This is a genomic window from Micromonospora sp. NBRC 107095 (assembly GCF_030269705.1).
Classification (GTDB): domain Bacteria; phylum Actinomycetota; class Actinomycetes; order Mycobacteriales; family Micromonosporaceae; genus Micromonospora; species Micromonospora parva.
Genome location: NZ_BSTU01000003.1, coordinates 58,376 through 74,366, shown reverse-complemented (window position 1 = coordinate 74,366; position 15,991 = coordinate 58,376). Strand labels below are relative to the sequence as shown.

Genomic DNA, 15,991 nt, shown 5'->3' with positions numbered 1-15,991 from the left:
TCGGGGTGGCCAGGCGGCGATCGGGCGGGTCTCGAGGTAAGCTAACCGGAGGCAGGCCTCCGGGATTCCGGAGGGGTGCCTCCACTAAGCTAGCGGAGGGTTGCCTCCGGATGCAACCAGGGTGAGGTGACGCACGTCATGACCAGCGCGGGGCAGGTGCCCGAGGTCTTCGCCCAGCGGCCCAAGCGGGCCGACGCGCGGCGCAACTACGACGCCCTGATCACGGCGGCGCGCGAGGCGTTCGCCGAGAACGGGGCCGCCGCCTCGCTGGAGGACGTGGCCCGCCGGGCCGGGGTGGGCATCGGCACGCTCTACCGCAACTTCCCGACCCGCCGGCACCTGTTCGAGGCCGTCTACGTCGAGGAGGTCCGGGAGTTGTGCCACTCCGCCGAGGGCCTGGCCGAGCTGCCACCCTGGGACGCGCTCGTCGCCTGGCTGCACCGCTTCGTCGCGTACGTCGCCACCAAGCGGGCGCTCGCCGAGCAGTTGCTGCACGACTCGGAGATCTTCGCCAGCTGCCGCACCGAGATCTTCGCCGCCGGTGAGCCGCTGATGCGTCGCGCGCAGGCCGCCGGCGTGGTTCGTGACGACATCGGCTTCGACGACGTGGTGCGGCTGATCAGTGGTCTCACCATGGCCCAGTTCCCGTCGCCCGAGCAGCGCGACCGGGTGCTCAACGTAGCCCTGGACGGCCTGCGCCCGCCGGCCGCGCCGCGCTGAGAGCCGTCGCGCCCCGGTCGGCCGGGTCGCGTCGACGCCTCAGGCGGCCGGTCAGCGGTCGACCAGCAGCAGCCACTCGTCGTCGAGGCGTTCCACTGTGGTGCCGGCCGGCCAGCGGTGACCGGGGTCGGCCACCGCCCGGGCCTGCTCGACCTGCGGCGGCCGGCTGAACCGCGTGTCGCGGAAGCTGGCCATCCGGTGGAACCGGGCCCGGCCGAAGTTCGCGGCGTCGAGGAAGTGCGCCCGGTCGAACAGCGCCTCCGCGCCGAACACCGTCCAGCGGAACAGCGCCATGTTCGTGAAGCGGACCGAGTGGAAGCCGGCCGCCCCACCGAACTCGGTGTGCTCCATCGACAGCGCGCCGTCGAAGACGGCCTCCCGGAACGAGGTGGCGTCCTCGAAGCGGGTCGCGTCGAAGCTGGTCGGCTGGCCGAAGGTCACCCGACGACAGGAGGTCGGGCCGGCGAAGCGGGACCGCCGGCACGACAGGCCGTCGGTGAAGGCGGCCCCGTCGAAGGTGGCCAGACCGCCGACGCGAACACCGTCCAGCATCACCTCGCCGTCGGCCGCGAGGTTGTCGAAGAGCACGTCGTCGAAGGTCGCCGCCCCGAGCAGCAGCCGGCCCCGCGTCGTCGCGCCCGCGAAGGTGGTCGTGCCGGTGAACACCGCCTCGGTGAAGTTCGCGTCGACGAGCGTGCAGTCGGCGGCGTCGAAATCGACAAGCTCGGCGCCGGCCAGGTCGAGCGTCAGCTCCGGCCAGAAGGCGTCGTCGTCGGCGGCACGCAGGTGCCGGGTGAGCACGCGCTGCGCGCTGCGCCGGACCTCCGTCTCGCGCGGCTCGCCGTCGGGTGCCGGCATCCGCAGGTACGCGCAGAGCACCGCCGCGATCGTCGGGCGCTGCCCCGGATTGTCCTGACCGAGGCGCTCCAGCGCGTGCAGGCCGCCGAGGCGTACCGCCGCGCTGTCGTTGCCGAGCAGCTCCACCGCCCGGGTGTAGAGCTCGGTCAGCCGGCGCTCCGCCGCGTCGTGCTCGGCCGCCCCGGACTGTCGATCCTGGTGGCGCTGCGCGGCCTCGGCCACCGCCTCGGCGTGCGCCTGCACCCGGTCCCGGTGCACCTGGTCGCGGGCGGCGACGCTCTCCTGGTGCCGCTGCGCGCGTTCGGTGATCCACTGGCGGCGGGCGGCGAGCAGCAGCGCGAGCCCTCCGCCGGTGCCGGCGACGACGGTCAGGCCGGTGCGGATCGCGTCGATGCGCAGCGTGGCACGGGTGTCGGGTTGGCTGGCCCGGTCGGCCTCGGTGAGCAGCAGGTCCAGCACCAGCCAGCCCAGGATGACGGCGGCCAGCAGGCCGACCAGGACCAGCCACCACGGCATCACCCGCAGCTCGCGCGCGGTGGGTTCGTCGACTGCCACGGCGACAGCATGCCAGTGACCGTCCGAGGTCCGATATGGAGCGTGGCGGTATGACCGTTTACGCCCCCGCCGGAACAACGGGTTACCGGCGCGTAACAAGTCATTGACGTTTCCAAATTGTTGCAGGCATCATCGTCGCACGGTCGACCGGACACCCCCACCCACCTGCCCGGTTCGCCGGGCGCCTCCCCCCGGAGGTGCAGCGATGCTGCTCCGAAAGACCGCCCTCGTACTGGCCCTCGCCACCGCCGCGCTGCTCGCGTCCACCGCCACGGCCACCGCGGCCCCCGCCGACCCGGCCCCCACCCCCTTCGCCGCCGCCGCGGCGGCCAACCCCGTCATCGTGGTCGGCGGGCTCAGCGGCGTCGCCGTCGCGTACGAGCCGATCGCCGCCCGGCTGCGCGCCGACGGCTACCGCACCTTCATCTACCAACTTCCCGGACTGGGCCTCGGTGACATCCCCACCTCGGCCCGCGCGTTCGCCACCTACGTCAACCAGGTACGCGCCAGCACCGGCGCGGCGACGGTCGACCTCGTCGCCCACTCCGAAGGGGGACTGGTCAGCCGGTACTACCTCAAGCGGCTCGGCGGCACCGCCGCCGTCGGCCGGTACGTCAGCCTGGGCACCCCCCAGTACGGCACGTACGTCGCCAACATCGTGGCGTTCCTGGGCCTGGGCACCTGCGCCGGCGTGGTGGCCTGTCAGCAGATGACGATCGGCTCGGCGTTCCTCGCCGACCTCAACGCCGGCGACGACACCCCGGGTGCGGTGCGTTACACCACCATCCGCACCCTGCAGGACGAACTGGTCCGGCCGACCGGCAACGCCGCCGTCAACGACGGTGCGACGAATGTGCTGATCCAGGCGTACTGCCCGCTGCGGGTGGTGGGGCACCTCGGCCTGGTGCTCGACGGCACGGCGTACACCGTCGTGCGCGGCGCCCTGGTCGACGGCCCGGTGCGACCCAACTGCCTGGCGATCTGACCCGTCCGTGCGGGCGGTCCCACCGGGGCCGCCCGCACGGACGCGGATCGCCAAGTGTCGGTTGCCCGACGTTTCCGGAAAAGGGTGTGGCAGACATCAGACGTTCTCGATAACCTGCTGCGACTGTCCACTGGCGACGGAGGACGTGTGACCTTCCCGAAGGAGCAGCGCGCATGACCGAGCCGCACACCGTGCCGCCGGAGAGCACCCCGCCGACCGTGCCGCAGCTCGACGTCCGGGCCGCCGAGCCGCCGGCGGCCGACCCGCCGTCGCCGGTCGGCGGGTTCGCCGACCGGCCACCGGGTTATCCCAGCGCGCTGGTCTGGTTGCGGGCCGGGATCCTGCGGGACTGGCGCGGCGTGCTGGGCGCCTTCGCCGCCACCTGGTTCTACCTGCCGATCGGGCTGCTGCTGGCCTTCTGGGGCGGCCTCAGCCTCGCCGTCGTCGGCCTCTTCGCCGGCGGTATCGGCGCTGACGACCAGGTGCCGCAGGTGCTGCGCGACGCGCCGCTGATCGGCTCCCTGCTGGAAACGTTCATGAGCCGCTCCGGCGGAGTGCTCGGCGGCGTCGTCGGCTTCGCCGTCGGTTTCGTGGGCGGCTTCATCTCCGTGCTGGTGCTGCCCTGGGTCGGCGCCGAAGGACCGCTCCCCGTGATCGCCGGCCTGCTCGGCACCGTCGCCGCGGCGGCGCTGATCGGGGTCCTCTACACGCTGTACCGCGTGCTGCTGGAACCGCGACTGCTGGTCGTCTCCGGTGCCCGCCAGCCCAGCCGCCGCGAGGCGGCGCGGCTGCGGCCCGTGCTGGAGGACTGTGCCCGACGACTCGGCCTGCCCAGCGTGCCACGGCTGCTGATGGAGGACGACCCGGTCCTGAGCAACGCCCGCACCTACGCCCGGCACGTGGTGGTCACCACCGCCGTGCTGACCGAACCGGACGACGAGATCGCCGCGCTGTTCAGCCACGAGTTGGTGCACTGGCGTACCGGGGACGAGATCACCAGCGCCTTCGTCCGTGGTGTCGGTCTGCCACTCACCCTCGCGCACGCCCTGCCGACCTGGCTGATGCGGACGTTCCCGCACCCCGCCACCAACTTCGTGGTCTTCCTGTTCTTCTGGCCGGTGCTGCTCATCATGCGGTACGTGGTGCTGCCGCTGCACGCCCGCGACGTCCGGGCCGCGGAGTACCGGGCCGACCTGGGCGCCGTGCTCACCGGGCACGTCGACGGAATGCGGCGCATCCTGGAACGCCGGCTGTCCTTCGAGTCCGGCCGCAGCGGCTGGGACGAGGCGGTCTGCGCCACCCACCCGCCGCACGAACTCCGGCTCGACGCGCTGGAACGGGCCTCGGGAGCCGGCCTGTCCGCCGGGGCGGACGCCGCCGCGGACGTCACCGTCGAGCGGCTGTTCGCGCACTCCGGCGCGGTCGGCACCCGCCGCACCTGGCTGCTGGTCGGCGTCCTCGTGCTGGTGGCCTGCGCCGGCACCGGCGGGCTCGGGGTGGTGCAGTGGGCGTTCTTCCGCCCCCAGGCGACGGTCAACGGCTACTTCGCCGCGCTCGCCGACCGGGACAGCGACGCCGCGCTCGACTTCCTGGCCGATCCGAACAGCGCCACCGACCGCGAACTGCTCGCCCAGCTGCTGCGCGGCGAGGGCTACCAACCACCGACCGGCGTCGAGATCAGCTCGCTGGAGCGCCACGACGACGACAGCGCCACCGCCACTGTCACGTACCGGCTGGGTGACGCGCGGCAGACCGCGACGGTCGGCCTGAGCCGCAACGAGCAGGCCACCGCCGGGATGTTCCGCGGCTGGCGGGTGAGCAATGGGCTGACCCCGCTCGGCGTCGCGTTCGGCGGCCCCGGGGTACGGCTCAACGGCGTCGAGTTGCCCGGCGGCACCGACGGTCCGGCGCTGGAGCTGCTGCCCGGCGGCTACACCGCGACCGGGCCGTCCAGCGCGCTCAGCGAGACGCCCACCGAGACGTTGGCGGTCGGTCCGGGGCAGGACACGGCCACAGTGCAACTGGCACCGGTGCTCAAGCCGGCGGCGGTCGAGGCCGTCGACGCCCGGGTGCGCGCCTGGCTGGACGAGTGCGCCAAGCAGACGGTCCCCGCGCCGGCCGGCTGCCCGTTCCGCTACTACGGCGGGTCCGCGCAGAAGGTCACCTGGAAGATCCTGGAGTACCCGAAGCTCGCCATCGAGTTGACCGGCCCGGCCAGCGCCGAGGTCTCCACCCCGACCGAGACCCGGGGCCAGGTGCAGGTCAGCGGGACCAACACGTACTTCGGGGGCGACTCACCGTTCACCGACGACGACACGTTCGCCGTCAGCGGTGTCGTCACCGCCGACGGGGAGGGTGTCACCTTCCGCCCCGCCACCAACTGACCGGGAGAGCCCGTGACCGACAGCAACACCGCCGCCCGGCTGCCCGTACGGCTGACCATCAACCCCCGGCAGCGACAGCAGCCGTCGGTCGACCTGCTGACCTGGATCCACCGCCAGCCGGAGTACCGGCCGGTGGTCCGCCAGGCCGGCGGCGGCGGTGGTCGGCCGGGCTTCAGCGACGCGGTGATCATCGCGGTGCTGGCCCAGGGCCTGCTGCCGGGTCTGTTCAACCTGCTGCAGTCCTGGGTGGACCAGCAGCGCACCGAGGCCAGCATCCGGATCCAGGCCGGCGACACGGAGGTCGAGTTGCAGGTGAGCGGGCGCACCGACTCGGCGCGCCTGCTGGCCCAGGCGACCGAGGCGCTGCGGGTCGCCCGGGAGCCCGGTGCGGACGCCGCCGACTGAGTCGACGGCGTCCGCACCGGCTGGTCAGCTCGCCTTGGCGAGCGCCTCGAACTCGTCGTCGGTGAGCCGCACGTCGGCGGCGCCCACGTTCTCCTCCAGGTGCGCCACCGAGGACGTACCGGGGATCGGCAGCATCACCGGTGAGCGGCGCAGCAGCCAGGCCAGCGCGAGCTGCGCGGGCGACGCGCCGTGCGCGGTGGAGATGGCGTCCAGTGGGCCGCCCGGGCGGGCCAGCTCACCGGTGGCGATCGGGAACCACGGGATGAACGCGAGGTCGTTGCGCTCGCAGTACTCCAGCACGTCCTCGGCGCTGCGGTTGGCCAGGTTGTACAGGTTCTGCACCGACGCGATGGTGGTGATCGCCCGGGACTCCTCGATCTGCGCGACGCTCACCTCGGACAGCCCGATGTGCTGGATCTTGCCCTCCTCGCGCAGCAGGGCCAGCTCACCGAGCTGATCGGCGAGCGGCACCTTCGGGTCGATCCGGTGCAGCTGGTACAGCGGGATGCTGTCCAGGCCGAGGTGGCGCAGGCTCAGCTCGCACTGCTGGCGCAGGTACTCGGGGCGGCCCAGCGCCCGCCAGTCGCCGGGGCCGGAGCGGCTCAACCCCGCCTTGGTCGCGATGACCAGGTCATCGGCGTACGGGTGCAGGGCCTCCCGGATCAGCAGCTCCGAGACGAACGGCCCGTACGAGTCGGCGGTGTCGATGAACGTCACGCCCAGCTCGATCGCCCGGCGCAGCACCCGCACGGCCTCGGCCGGGTCCTTCGGGTCACCCCAGACACCCGGACCGGTGATCTGCATGGCCCCGTAGCCGAGCCGGTTGACGGTGACGTCGCCACCGATCCGGTACGTACCGGACGCCTTCGCGGGTTGCTCACTGATATTTGTCGCCATTGCCCGATCCCCAATCGTCTCGTCGTGGCGGGCGTGGACAGCGCGGGCGTGAAGAGCCCACCCGCCACTGATGGATCATCCCCCGGAACTCCACCGCCATGCCGCGGGTCGGTCGAGTGTGGGCGTGGACACGCCGTGGGCGCGCCGAGCCGAGTTGCCGGGAAGCACCCGGTACGACCGGGTTGTCCGTGCGACGCTGGCCGGAGCCGGTGCGTTTCCGGCGCGACGGCGGAGGGAGCACCCATGGGAGTGCCGCAGGTCAACTTCGCGCTCGACACGTACGAGTGCATCGTGATCTATCCCGGCGCGGCCGGGCGGGCCCTGCCCGCCGAGACGGTGCAGCGGTTGCAGGCCGAGCACACCGAGCACATGCAGGCGTTGCAGCGACGCGGCATCATCCTGGTCGCCGGCTCAGTGGACGGGCCGGCCCGCGAGCCGGATCCGCCGATCGGGTTCGGGCTGGCCCGCACCGGCAGCGTCGACGACGTCCGCAGCGTGCTGGAGGCCGACCCGGCGGTGCAGGCCGGGCTCTACCGGGTGGAGGTGCTCACCTTCCTCTGCCCGGCGGGTTCCCTGGAGTTTCCGCTGGTCAAAGCGGGGAGCTGAGCAACCGGTCCAGTGGCGGCTGTCGCGATGGCGACGGCGCTCGCCCGCCTGCCGGTGCTACGGTCGCGCCCTGCGCGGGCCGTCGCCGGGGCGTACCCGGTGTCGTGGGTCGGCCCCGGTCGAGGAGTCGCCATGATCTCCGCCGCCACCGGTGATGTCGCGTCCGCCGCCGCCCGACTACGTGCCCTGCTCGGCGACCGGCTGCACGAGCCGGGCGATCCCGGTTACACCAGCACCACCCGGCTCTGGAACGGTGCGGTGGCGCGGACGCCCGCGCTGGTCGCCCACTGCCGGGAGGCCGACGAGGTGGCTGAGGCGGTCCGCGTCGCCGCCCGCTGCCACCTGCCCGTCTCGGTCCGCTCCGGGGGGCACGACTGGGCCGGCCGGGCGCTGCGCGACGGCGCTCTGGTGCTCGACCTGACCGGGCTGCGCGCCGTCCGGGTCGACCCGGACGCGGCCACGGTGACCATCGGCGGCGGCGCCACGGTGGCCGAGTTGATCGCCGCCGCCCGCCCGTACGACCTGGTGGTGCCCACCGGCACGGTTGGCGACGTGGGAATGGCCGGGCTCACCCTCGCTGGCGGGTACGGCCCGCTGTGCGGCAGGTTCGGTCTGGCCCTGGACAGTCTGCTCGGCGCGGAGGTGGTTCTCGCCGATGGCCGCCGGGTCACCGCCGGCCCCCGGCACGACGCCGAGCTGTACTGGGCGCTGCGCGGCGGCGGCGGGAACCTCGGCGTCGTCACCGAGCTGCGGTTTCGCGCGCACCGGCTGCGCGGCGTGCTGGCCGGCATGATCATGTTCGCGCTGTCCGAGGCCCCGGCCGTACTGCGCGGCTATGGCGCGCTGCTCGCCGAGGCCCCGGACGAACTGACAGTGATGGCCGGCTTCCTGCCCGGCCCGGCCGGCGAGCCGGTGATCTTCGTCTGCCCGTTCTACAGCGGCCCGGACCTGGACGCCGGGCTGCCGTGGATGGACCGGCTGCGCGCGCTGGGCACCCCGCTGGTCGACCAGATAGGCCCGATGCCGTACGCGGACGCGCTGCGGATGTTCGACGGCGGGATGGTCGACGGCAACCACTACCTGCTGCGGACCCGATGGCTGCCCGCGCTCACCGACAGCTCCGTGGACACGCTCGTCGACGCGGCCCGGCAGGTCAGCTCGCCCTTCTCCGCGGTGGCCCTGCACCACTTCCACGGCGCGGCCACCCGCGTGCGGCTCGCCGACACGGCGTTCGGGCTGCGCGCCGACCACCTGTTGACCGAGATCATCGCGGTGTGGGCGCCCGGCGACGCGGCCGGCCCGCACCAGGAGTGGGCCGATCGGACCTCCGCGGCGCTCGCCCCGCAGGCCCTGCCCGGTGGTTACCCCAACCTGCTCGCCCCCCAGGAGACCGACCGGGTCCGGCTCGCCTACGGCGCGAACTGGCCGCGGCTGCGCCACGCCAAGCGCCGCTACGACCCCCGTGACCTGCTGCACGCGGTGCCCACTCTGCCGCCGTCGGGGCACCCGGAATGAGCCGCCGCCTGCCGCCCTCGGGGCGTCCGCAGTGAACCGCCGCTGGGAGCACCCCGACAGCGCACGCCACCGGAGGCGTACGATTCCCGGCGCGCGGTCGCTGATGCCCGTCGCCACAACGTTCCCGGTGCGGTTCCGCCCGCCGGCCCGACGCGCGCCGCGCGTCGTTGGACACATGTTCCGCTGCCTGCAAGGGGTCGGACCCGAGTCCGACCTGAAGGAGAGACTAGCCTGATGGGCGTGACACGCCGCGCGAAGATCGTCTGCACTCTTGGTCCCGCCACCTCGTCCCCGGAGCGCATCCGGGGTCTCGTCGAGGCCGGCATGAACGTGGCGAGGCTGAACTTCAGTCACGGCAGCCACGCCGACCACGAGGCGGTCTATCGACTGGTCCGGGAAGCGTCGGAGGCAGCGGGTAAGCCGGTCGCCGTCCTCGCCGACCTGCAGGGCCCCAAGATCCGGCTCGGTCGGTTCGCCGACGGCCCGCACGAGTGGCGCACCGGTGACTCGGTCGTGATCACCAGCGACGACATTCTCGGCACCAAGGAGCGGGTCTCCTGCACCTATGAGAAGCTGCCGCACGAGGTGAAGCCCGGCGACCGGCTGCTGATCGACGACGGTCGCGTCGCCGTCGAGGTCACCGACGTCACCGGCAACGACATCCGCTGCCTCGTCACCGAGGGCGGCCCGGTCTCCAACAACAAGGGCGTGTCGCTGCCCAACGTGGCGGTCAGCGTGCCCGCCATGTCGGAGAAGGACGCCGAGGACCTGCGCTTCTCCCTCGGGCTCGGTGTCGACCTGGTCGCGCTCTCCTTCGTCCGCTCGGCCGAGGACATCAAGCTCGTGCACAGCATCATGGCCGAGGAGGGCGTGTTCCGGCCGGTGCTGGCCAAGGTCGAGAAGCCGGAGGCGGTGGAGCACCTGGAGGCCATCGTGCTGGCCTTCGACGGCGTCATGGTCGCCCGTGGTGACCTCGGTGTCGAGATGCCGCTGGACGAGGTCCCGCTGGTGCAGAAGCGCGCCGTGCAGCTGTGCCGGGAGAACGCCAAGCCCGTCATCGTGGCCACCCAGATGCTCGACTCGATGATCGAGAACTCCCGCCCCACCCGGGCGGAGGCGTCCGACGTCGCCAACGCGGTGCTCGACGGCGCGGACGCGGTGATGCTCTCCGGCGAGACCAGCGTCGGCAAGTACCCGGTGCTCACCGTCAGCACCATGGCCAAGATCGTGACGACCACCGAGGCCGGTTCGATCGGGGTGCCGCGGTTGCAGCACGACCCGCGTACCCACGGTGGCGCCCTCACCGTCGCCGCCTCGTCGATCGCCCGGGCCATCAACGCCAAGGCGCTCGTCGCCTTCTCGCAGACCGGTGACACCGTGCGCCGGCTGTCCCGGCTGCACTGCGACCTGCCGCTGCTGGCCTTCACGCCGGTCCCCGAGGTGCGCGACCAGCTCGCCCTCACCTGGGGCGTGGAGACCTTCCTGATGCCGTTCGTGCAGCACACCGACGACATGTTCCGCCAGGTCGACCAGGCGCTGCTCGGCCTCGACCGGGCCAACCCCGGTGACTACGTGGTGATCGTGGCGGGTAGCCCGCCCGGCACCCCCGGCTCGACCAACACGCTGCGCGTACACCAGCTCGGCTCGCTGGTCGACGCCGCGTCGGCGCGGGCGCTGCAGTGAGCGACGGTCGGGTCGCGGTCGGCCAGGCGGCGGTGGACCAACTGCTGGAAGTGCTGGACCTCGATCCGACCGGGGAGATGACCTTCCGAGGGATGAGCCCCCCGGTCGGCCCACAGCGGGTGTACGGCGGCCAGGTTGCCGGCCAGGCCCTGGTCGCCGCCGGCCGCACCGTCGACCCGGAGCGGTTCGTGCACTCGCTGCACGGCTACTTCGTCCGCCCCGGGGACCCGGTCGAGCCGATCGAGTACCAGGTGGAGAACATCCGCGACGGGCGGTCCTTCTCGGTCCGCCGGTCCGTCGCCCTGCAGCACGACAAGCCGATCTTCTTCATGTCGGCGTCGTTCCAGCGGGCCGAGGAGGGCCTGGACCACCAGGTCACCGCGCCGCTGGACGTCCCGATGCCGCAGGACGTGCCGACGATGAGCGACCGGCTCTCGCGCTACCCGGAGCGGCTGGGCATCTGGGGTCAGATCCCGCGTCCGATCGACGTGCGTTACGTGGGTGAGCCCGGCTGGGTCCGCCCCGGCGACCGACCCGCCGACCCGCACCAGCGCGTCTGGATGCGCATCGACGGCAAACTGCCCGACGACCCGCTGCTGCACGCCTGCGCGCTCACCTACGCCTCGGACCTCACCCTGCTGGACTCGGTGCTCTCCGCCCACGGCGAGGTGTGGGGGCCGGGCGGGTTGGTCGGCGCGAGCCTGGACCACGCGCTGTGGTTCCACCGGCCGTTCCGGGCCGACGAGTGGTTCCTCTACGACTGTTTGAGCCCGTCGGCGTCCGGCGCGCGCGGGCTGGCCACCGGCCGGATGTTCACCAATGACGGCCGGCAGATCGCCAGCGCCGTCCAGGAGGGTCTGTTGCGCCGCGTCGGCGCCTGACGCGTCGACCCATCCCCGCCAGGCTCCTGGCGGGGATGCGGCGGGTCAGGCCTGGTAGATGGCCTCTCCGGCGATCTCGATCTGCACCGTCTTGCCGACCAGCACCCCGCCGCTCTCCAGGACGACGTTCCAGAGCAGGCCGTAGTCCTCGCGGTTGATGCTCGCCGTCGCGCTGAATCCGAAGATGTTCTGCCCGTACGGATCACGACGAGCGCCACCGAAGTTCACCTCCAGGTCGACGGCCCGGGTGATTCCCTTCACGGTCAGCTCACCGGCGAGGACGAATCGTCCGGGAATACCGTCGGACTGCGGCGGAACAATGTGACTCCGGCCTCGTCCGCCCAGCCGGTGGTTGCGCAGGCGTGCCCACTGGAATATAGGGTCCTCGTTGCCCTGCCATTTGATACCGGTGCTTCGATATTCGAGGGTGGGAAAGCGCTCCACATCGAGGAAGTCGGCACTCTTCAGGTGCGTGTCCCGGTCGACGCTCCCGGTGGTGATGCTCGCCGACATGATGGTGGCCGTCACCGAGGAGAGCAGCGGGTCCTCGGCGACGGTGATCTGCGCCGTGGCCTCGGCGAACTCGCCGCGTACCGGGCTGACCATCATGTGCCGGGACAGGAAACCGATCCGCTTGTGCGCCTGATCGAGAAGATAGGTGCCGGCGACCGGGATGGTCATGCCATCCCAGGTGCGGGTGGCGATATCGGTCATGGTGTTGCCTTCCCCCCGAGCGGACCCGGGTGTTTATCAATATGTTGCTGGCGGCCGGGTAAAGGGCCGGAGATTCGTTTTCACGCCCAGCATAGGGACGGCCCGGACCGGTATTTCGGCCGCCACCGTGCGGTGGATCATGACGGGCTGCACCGGTCGGTGCCGGCAGCGCGCGCGAGTGCCGGCGGCGGCACTTTCCATCGATGCGTGGCCGATCGGCCGAGGGTCGCCCGCCTGCCCGGTTGACCAGGGACTAACCTTGCCGGCATGCGCCTCTCCGCCCGGGTCGACTATGCCCTCCGCGCGGCCGCCGAACTTGCCGCGACGGCCAGCGGTCCCGGGCGCGGCCGACCGGTCACGGCCGACCAGATTGCCCGTGCACAGGAGATCCCGCCGAAGTTCCTGGAGAGCATCCTGTTGCAGCTGCGCCGGGGCGGCATCGTGCACGCCCAACGCGGCCCGGAGGGCGGCTACTGGCTGGCCCGCCCCGCCGAGGAGATCTCCCTCGCCGAGGTGATCCGGGTGATCGACGGCCCCCTCGCCCACGTCCGCGGGCAGCGCCCCGAGCAGCTCGGCTACCACGGCCCGGCTCGCGCCCTCCAGGAGGTTTGGATCGCGCTGCGGGCGAGCGAACGGGAGATCCTGGAACTGGTGAGCGTCGCCGACGTGGCAGCGGGTGCCCTACCCGCGCGGGTCACCGAGCTGGCCGCCGACCCGCGCGCCTGGATCTGATCGCCGGCCCACCTCCCGGATCGGCGTCACCCGGGCGCTGACCCGGCGCGTCCCATCCACCGATCGGGGGCTTGACCCTGGCTGCCCCATCCCGCATTGTCGACCAAGTCGATAGGAGATGCCGAAAAGTCAGGGGGCGCTCGTGCGCAAGCTGTTGGTCCTTGCTCTGGTCGGGCTCGTCGCGCAACTGATCGATGGTTCGCTCGGCATGGCGTACGGCTTGACCTCCTCCACGCTGCTGCTGGTCGCCGGGGTCGCCCCGGCCGCCGCCTCGGCCTCGGTGCACCTGGCCGAGATCGGCACCACGCTCGCCGCCGGCGTCGCGCACTGGCGGTTCGGCAACGTCGACTGGCGAGTGGTGACCCGCATCGCGCTACCCGGTGCGATCGGCGCCTTCGCCGGCGCCACGGTGCTCAGCTCGATCTCCACCGAGGCCGCCGCGCCGTGGATGGCCGGCATCCTCTTCACGCTCGGCGCGTACCTCCTGGTCCGCTTCGCCCGCCCGCTGCGCACCGACCGGGTCGGCGGACGGCTACGCGGTCGTTTCCTCGGCCCCCTGGGCCTGGTCGCCGGTTTCGTCGACGCGACCGGCGGTGGCGGGTGGGGCCCGGTGGCCACCCCGGCGCTGCTGGTCTCCGGCCGGATGGAACCCCGCAAGGTGATCGGCTCGGTGGACACCGCCGAGTTCGTCGTGGCGGGCGCGGCCAGCATCGGCTTCCTGATCGGGTTGGGCTCGGAGGGATTCCTGCTTCCCACCGTCGCCGCGCTGCTCATCGGCGGGCTCATCGCCGCCCCGCTGGCCGCCTGGCTGGTGCGTATCGTTCCCGCCCAACTGCTCGGCGCGGCGGTCGGCGGAGTGATCGTGCTGACCAACGCCCGCACCCTGCTCCGCTCCGCCGACCTCGGCGGCCCGGTCCGCCCCATCACGTACGCCCTGCTGGCCGCCGGTTGGCTCGCCGCCCTGGTGCTGGCCGTGCGCGCCCTGCGCCGCACCCGGCCAGCGCGGGTCGAGGCCGCTGACGCTCCTCCCTCGCCCGCAGCGCCCGCCCTGGCCGGCGTCGCCGCCGCGAGCGCGGCCCCGGCCGAGCCGACCCCCAGGGGTACGCCCAACCCACGCTGACCCCGCCCCGCCCTGCCCCACCTCCCGCCCTTGCCGGGCGTCCCGCCTTCAAGATCCGCGCAGTTTCAGGGATGTTGCTGTCTCCCGCGTGTGTGAGGCAGCAACATCCCTGTAGTTGTGCGGATCTTGGGACCGGGACGCTCCTCGGCGTGGGGCGTGGGGCGTGGGGCGTGGGGCGTGGGGCGTGGGGCGTGGGGCGTGGGGCGTGGGGCGTGGGGCGTGGGGCGTGGGGCGTGGGGCGTGGGGCGTGGGGCGTGGGGCGTGGGGCGTGGGGCGTGGCTCAGGCGGCGAGTAGCTCTTTGGCCGTGCTGGCGAGCAGGGTCCAGGCGTCGTCGATGTGCGTTTCGGTGGTCTGCGGGGAGCCGACCGCCAGCCGCAGCGTGTACCGGCCGGCGACCCGGGTGTGCGTCAGGTGCACCTGGCCGGTGGCGTTCGCCGAGGCCAGCAACGCCGCGTTGGTGTCGTCGTCGGCACGTAACCGGAAGCAGACCAGTGAGAACGGGTGCGCGGCGGCCACCTCGAACCGGTCGTCGGCGCGGACCCGCTCGGCGAACCGCTCGGCCAGCGCCACCCCGGAGCGGATGTGCGCCCGCAGCCCTTCGACGCCGTACCAGCGCAGTACGAACCAGAGCTTGAGGGCTCGGAACCGTCGGCCCAGCGGCACCTGCCAGTCCCGGTAGTCGATCACCGCACCGGACTCGGAGGCCGCGTTGCGCAGGAACTCGGGCAGTACGGTCAGCGCCTCGATCAGCGCCGCCCGGTCGGCCACCCAGAACGCGTCGCAGTCGAAGCCGGTGAGCAGCCACTTGTGCGGGTCGAAGCAGTAGGAGTCGGCGTACTCCAAGCCGGCGTGCGACCACCGCAGCTCGGGGCAGACGGCGGCGGCGCCCGCGTACGCGGCGTCCACATGCAGCCAGATGCCGTACTCGGCGCAGATGGTTCCGATCTCGGGCAGCGGGTCGATGGCGGTGGTGGAGGTGGTGCCGATGGTGGCCACCACGATGGCCGGTACGTCACCGGCGGCCAGGTCGGCCTCGATCGCGGCCCGCAGCGCGCCCGGCAGCATCGCCTGGGTGTCCGGGTCCACAGCGACCGACCGGACGCCGTCGTCGCCCAGCCCGGCGATCCGTGCGGCCTTCTCGATGGACGAGTGCCCGTGCACGGAGGTGTAGGCGCGGTAGCGCCGGTCGATGCCGGCGTGACGCCACCGGCCGTCGCTGGCCCGGTGCAGTGCGGCCAGGGTGGCCACCAGCGTCGCCGACGAGGCCGAGTCCTGGATGACCCCACCGCCGGTGCCGGTCGAGTGGAACCGTTGTGGCAGGTCCATCAGGTGGGCCAGCCAGTCCATCATCACCGTCTCCAGCTCGGTGCAGGCCGGGCTGGTGGCCCAGAGCATGCCCTGGACGCCGAGCCCGGCGCTGACCAGGTCGCCGAGAACGCTCGGGCCGGAGGTGTTGGCCGGGAAGTAGCCGAAGAAGCTCGGGTGCTGCCAGTGGGTCAGCCCCGGTACGACGATCGAGTCCAGGTCGGCGAGGACCGCCTCGACCGGTTCGCCGCCGGTGGCGGGCGGTGCGCCGGGCAGGGCGGCGGCCACGGTGCCCGGGGGAGCGGCCGGCGCGACCGGCCGTTGCTCCACTGTCGCCCAGTAGTCGGCGATCCAGTCGACGACGGCGTGCCCGGCGCGACGGAATTCGGCGGGGTCCATGTGGTGAGCGCTCACCCGGACGAGTCGATCAGGCATCGATCGTCGAGGCAAGACCGAAGAAAGCCACGATCATCGATGTTGCGTGTCGGAAAGCGCTTGCCCTACGATCGCGATGAGTCGGATCCGTGAGTTCCAGGGCGTTCCACCCCCGATCAGATCGCCGTCCGCCGCCGTCGCGGTGGGGTTGGTCCACCGTGCTTTCCCGGGCAGGGCCGGTGTGCCGCCGCGATC

At 72.5% G+C, this 15,991-nt stretch carries 14 protein-coding genes; 10 read left to right on the top strand and 4 right to left on the bottom strand.

Translation table 11 applies throughout. The features are described from left to right. Positions 1-138 precede the first annotated feature (138 nt). Positions 139-720 (top strand): TetR/AcrR family transcriptional regulator, encoded by a 582-nt coding sequence (locus tag QSK15_RS17120; RefSeq protein WP_285795205.1) that lies wholly within the window; start codon positions 139-141, stop codon positions 718-720. Positions 721-771: 51 nt separating this feature from the next. On the opposite strand, the gene QSK15_RS17115 is transcribed toward QSK15_RS17120, so the two are convergent. Continuing rightward, a complete protein-coding gene (locus QSK15_RS17115; protein ID WP_285795204.1) occupies positions 772-2,133 on the bottom strand; it encodes a pentapeptide repeat-containing protein in 1,362 nt (453 codons plus the stop codon). 205 nt (positions 2,134-2,338) lie between these two features. On the opposite strand from QSK15_RS17115, the gene QSK15_RS17110 reads away from it, so the two are divergent. The 3 genes from QSK15_RS17110 to QSK15_RS17100 all read left to right on the top strand — a co-directional run bounded on the left by QSK15_RS17110 (position 2,339) and on the right by QSK15_RS17100 (position 5,907). Further along, positions 2,339-3,118, top strand: coding sequence for an esterase/lipase family protein (locus QSK15_RS17110; protein WP_285795203.1), 780 nt, complete (start codon positions 2,339-2,341; stop codon positions 3,116-3,118). Between the two features lie 173 nt (positions 3,119-3,291). After that, positions 3,292-5,502, top strand: a complete 2,211-nt coding sequence (locus QSK15_RS17105) for a M48 family metalloprotease (RefSeq protein WP_285795202.1) — start codon at positions 3,292-3,294, stop codon at positions 5,500-5,502. Positions 5,503-5,514: 12 nt separating this feature from the next. Continuing rightward, positions 5,515-5,907, top strand: a complete 393-nt coding sequence (locus QSK15_RS17100) for an effector-associated constant component EACC1 (RefSeq protein ID WP_285795201.1) — start codon at positions 5,515-5,517, stop codon at positions 5,905-5,907. Positions 5,908-5,931: 24 nt separating this feature from the next. On the opposite strand, the gene QSK15_RS17095 is transcribed toward QSK15_RS17100, so the two are convergent. Next, positions 5,932-6,804 (bottom strand): aldo/keto reductase, encoded by an 873-nt coding sequence (locus QSK15_RS17095; RefSeq protein WP_285795200.1) that lies wholly within the window; start codon positions 6,802-6,804, stop codon positions 5,932-5,934. Positions 6,805-7,047: 243 nt separating this feature from the next. Between QSK15_RS17095 and QSK15_RS17090 the strand changes: the two genes are divergently transcribed. The 4 genes from QSK15_RS17090 to QSK15_RS17075 all read left to right on the top strand — a co-directional run bounded on the left by QSK15_RS17090 (position 7,048) and on the right by QSK15_RS17075 (position 11,489). Then, positions 7,048-7,410: a YciI family protein gene (locus tag QSK15_RS17090; protein ID WP_030334370.1), complete on the top strand. Its 363-nt coding sequence runs from the start codon at positions 7,048-7,050 to the stop codon at positions 7,408-7,410. 132 nt (positions 7,411-7,542) lie between these two features. After that, complete coding sequence (locus QSK15_RS17085) at positions 7,543-8,925, top strand: FAD-binding oxidoreductase (protein ID WP_285795199.1); 1,383 nt, start codon at positions 7,543-7,545, stop codon at positions 8,923-8,925. Positions 8,926-9,159: 234 nt separating this feature from the next. Next, positions 9,160-10,608 carry a pyruvate kinase gene (gene pyk, locus QSK15_RS17080; protein WP_285795198.1) on the top strand — a complete coding sequence of 483 codons (1,449 nt, stop codon included), beginning with the start codon at positions 9,160-9,162 and terminating at the stop codon, positions 10,606-10,608. Further along, positions 10,605-11,489: an acyl-CoA thioesterase gene (locus tag QSK15_RS17075; RefSeq protein WP_285795197.1), complete on the top strand. Its 885-nt coding sequence runs from the start codon at positions 10,605-10,607 to the stop codon at positions 11,487-11,489. The genes pyk and QSK15_RS17075 overlap by 4 nt, the downstream gene beginning before the upstream one ends. Before the next feature lie 45 nt (positions 11,490-11,534). Here the strand turns inward: QSK15_RS17075 and QSK15_RS17070 are convergent, their stop codons facing one another. Beyond that, a complete protein-coding gene (locus tag QSK15_RS17070; protein WP_285795196.1) occupies positions 11,535-12,203 on the bottom strand; it encodes a YceI family protein in 669 nt (222 codons plus the stop codon). A 267-nt stretch (positions 12,204-12,470) separates the two neighbouring features. Between QSK15_RS17070 and QSK15_RS17065 the strand changes: the two genes are divergently transcribed. Together QSK15_RS17065 and QSK15_RS17060 are read left to right on the top strand one after the other, a co-directional pair. Further along, the gene (locus QSK15_RS17065) at positions 12,471-12,935 is read left to right on the top strand and encodes an RrF2 family transcriptional regulator (protein ID WP_030334362.1); all 465 of its coding nucleotides are present in this window, start codon (positions 12,471-12,473) and stop codon (positions 12,933-12,935) included. A gap of 142 nt (positions 12,936-13,077) precedes the next feature. Next, complete coding sequence (locus tag QSK15_RS17060; RefSeq protein WP_285795195.1) at positions 13,078-14,055, top strand: sulfite exporter TauE/SafE family protein; 978 nt, start codon at positions 13,078-13,080, stop codon at positions 14,053-14,055. A 280-nt stretch (positions 14,056-14,335) separates the two neighbouring features. Here the strand turns inward: QSK15_RS17060 and QSK15_RS17055 are convergent, their stop codons facing one another. Beyond that, entirely contained in the window at positions 14,336-15,796 is a 1,461-nt protein-coding gene (locus tag QSK15_RS17055) for a pyridoxal-dependent decarboxylase (RefSeq protein WP_285795194.1), read from the bottom strand. Between the last annotated feature and the right edge of the window lie 195 nt (positions 15,797-15,991).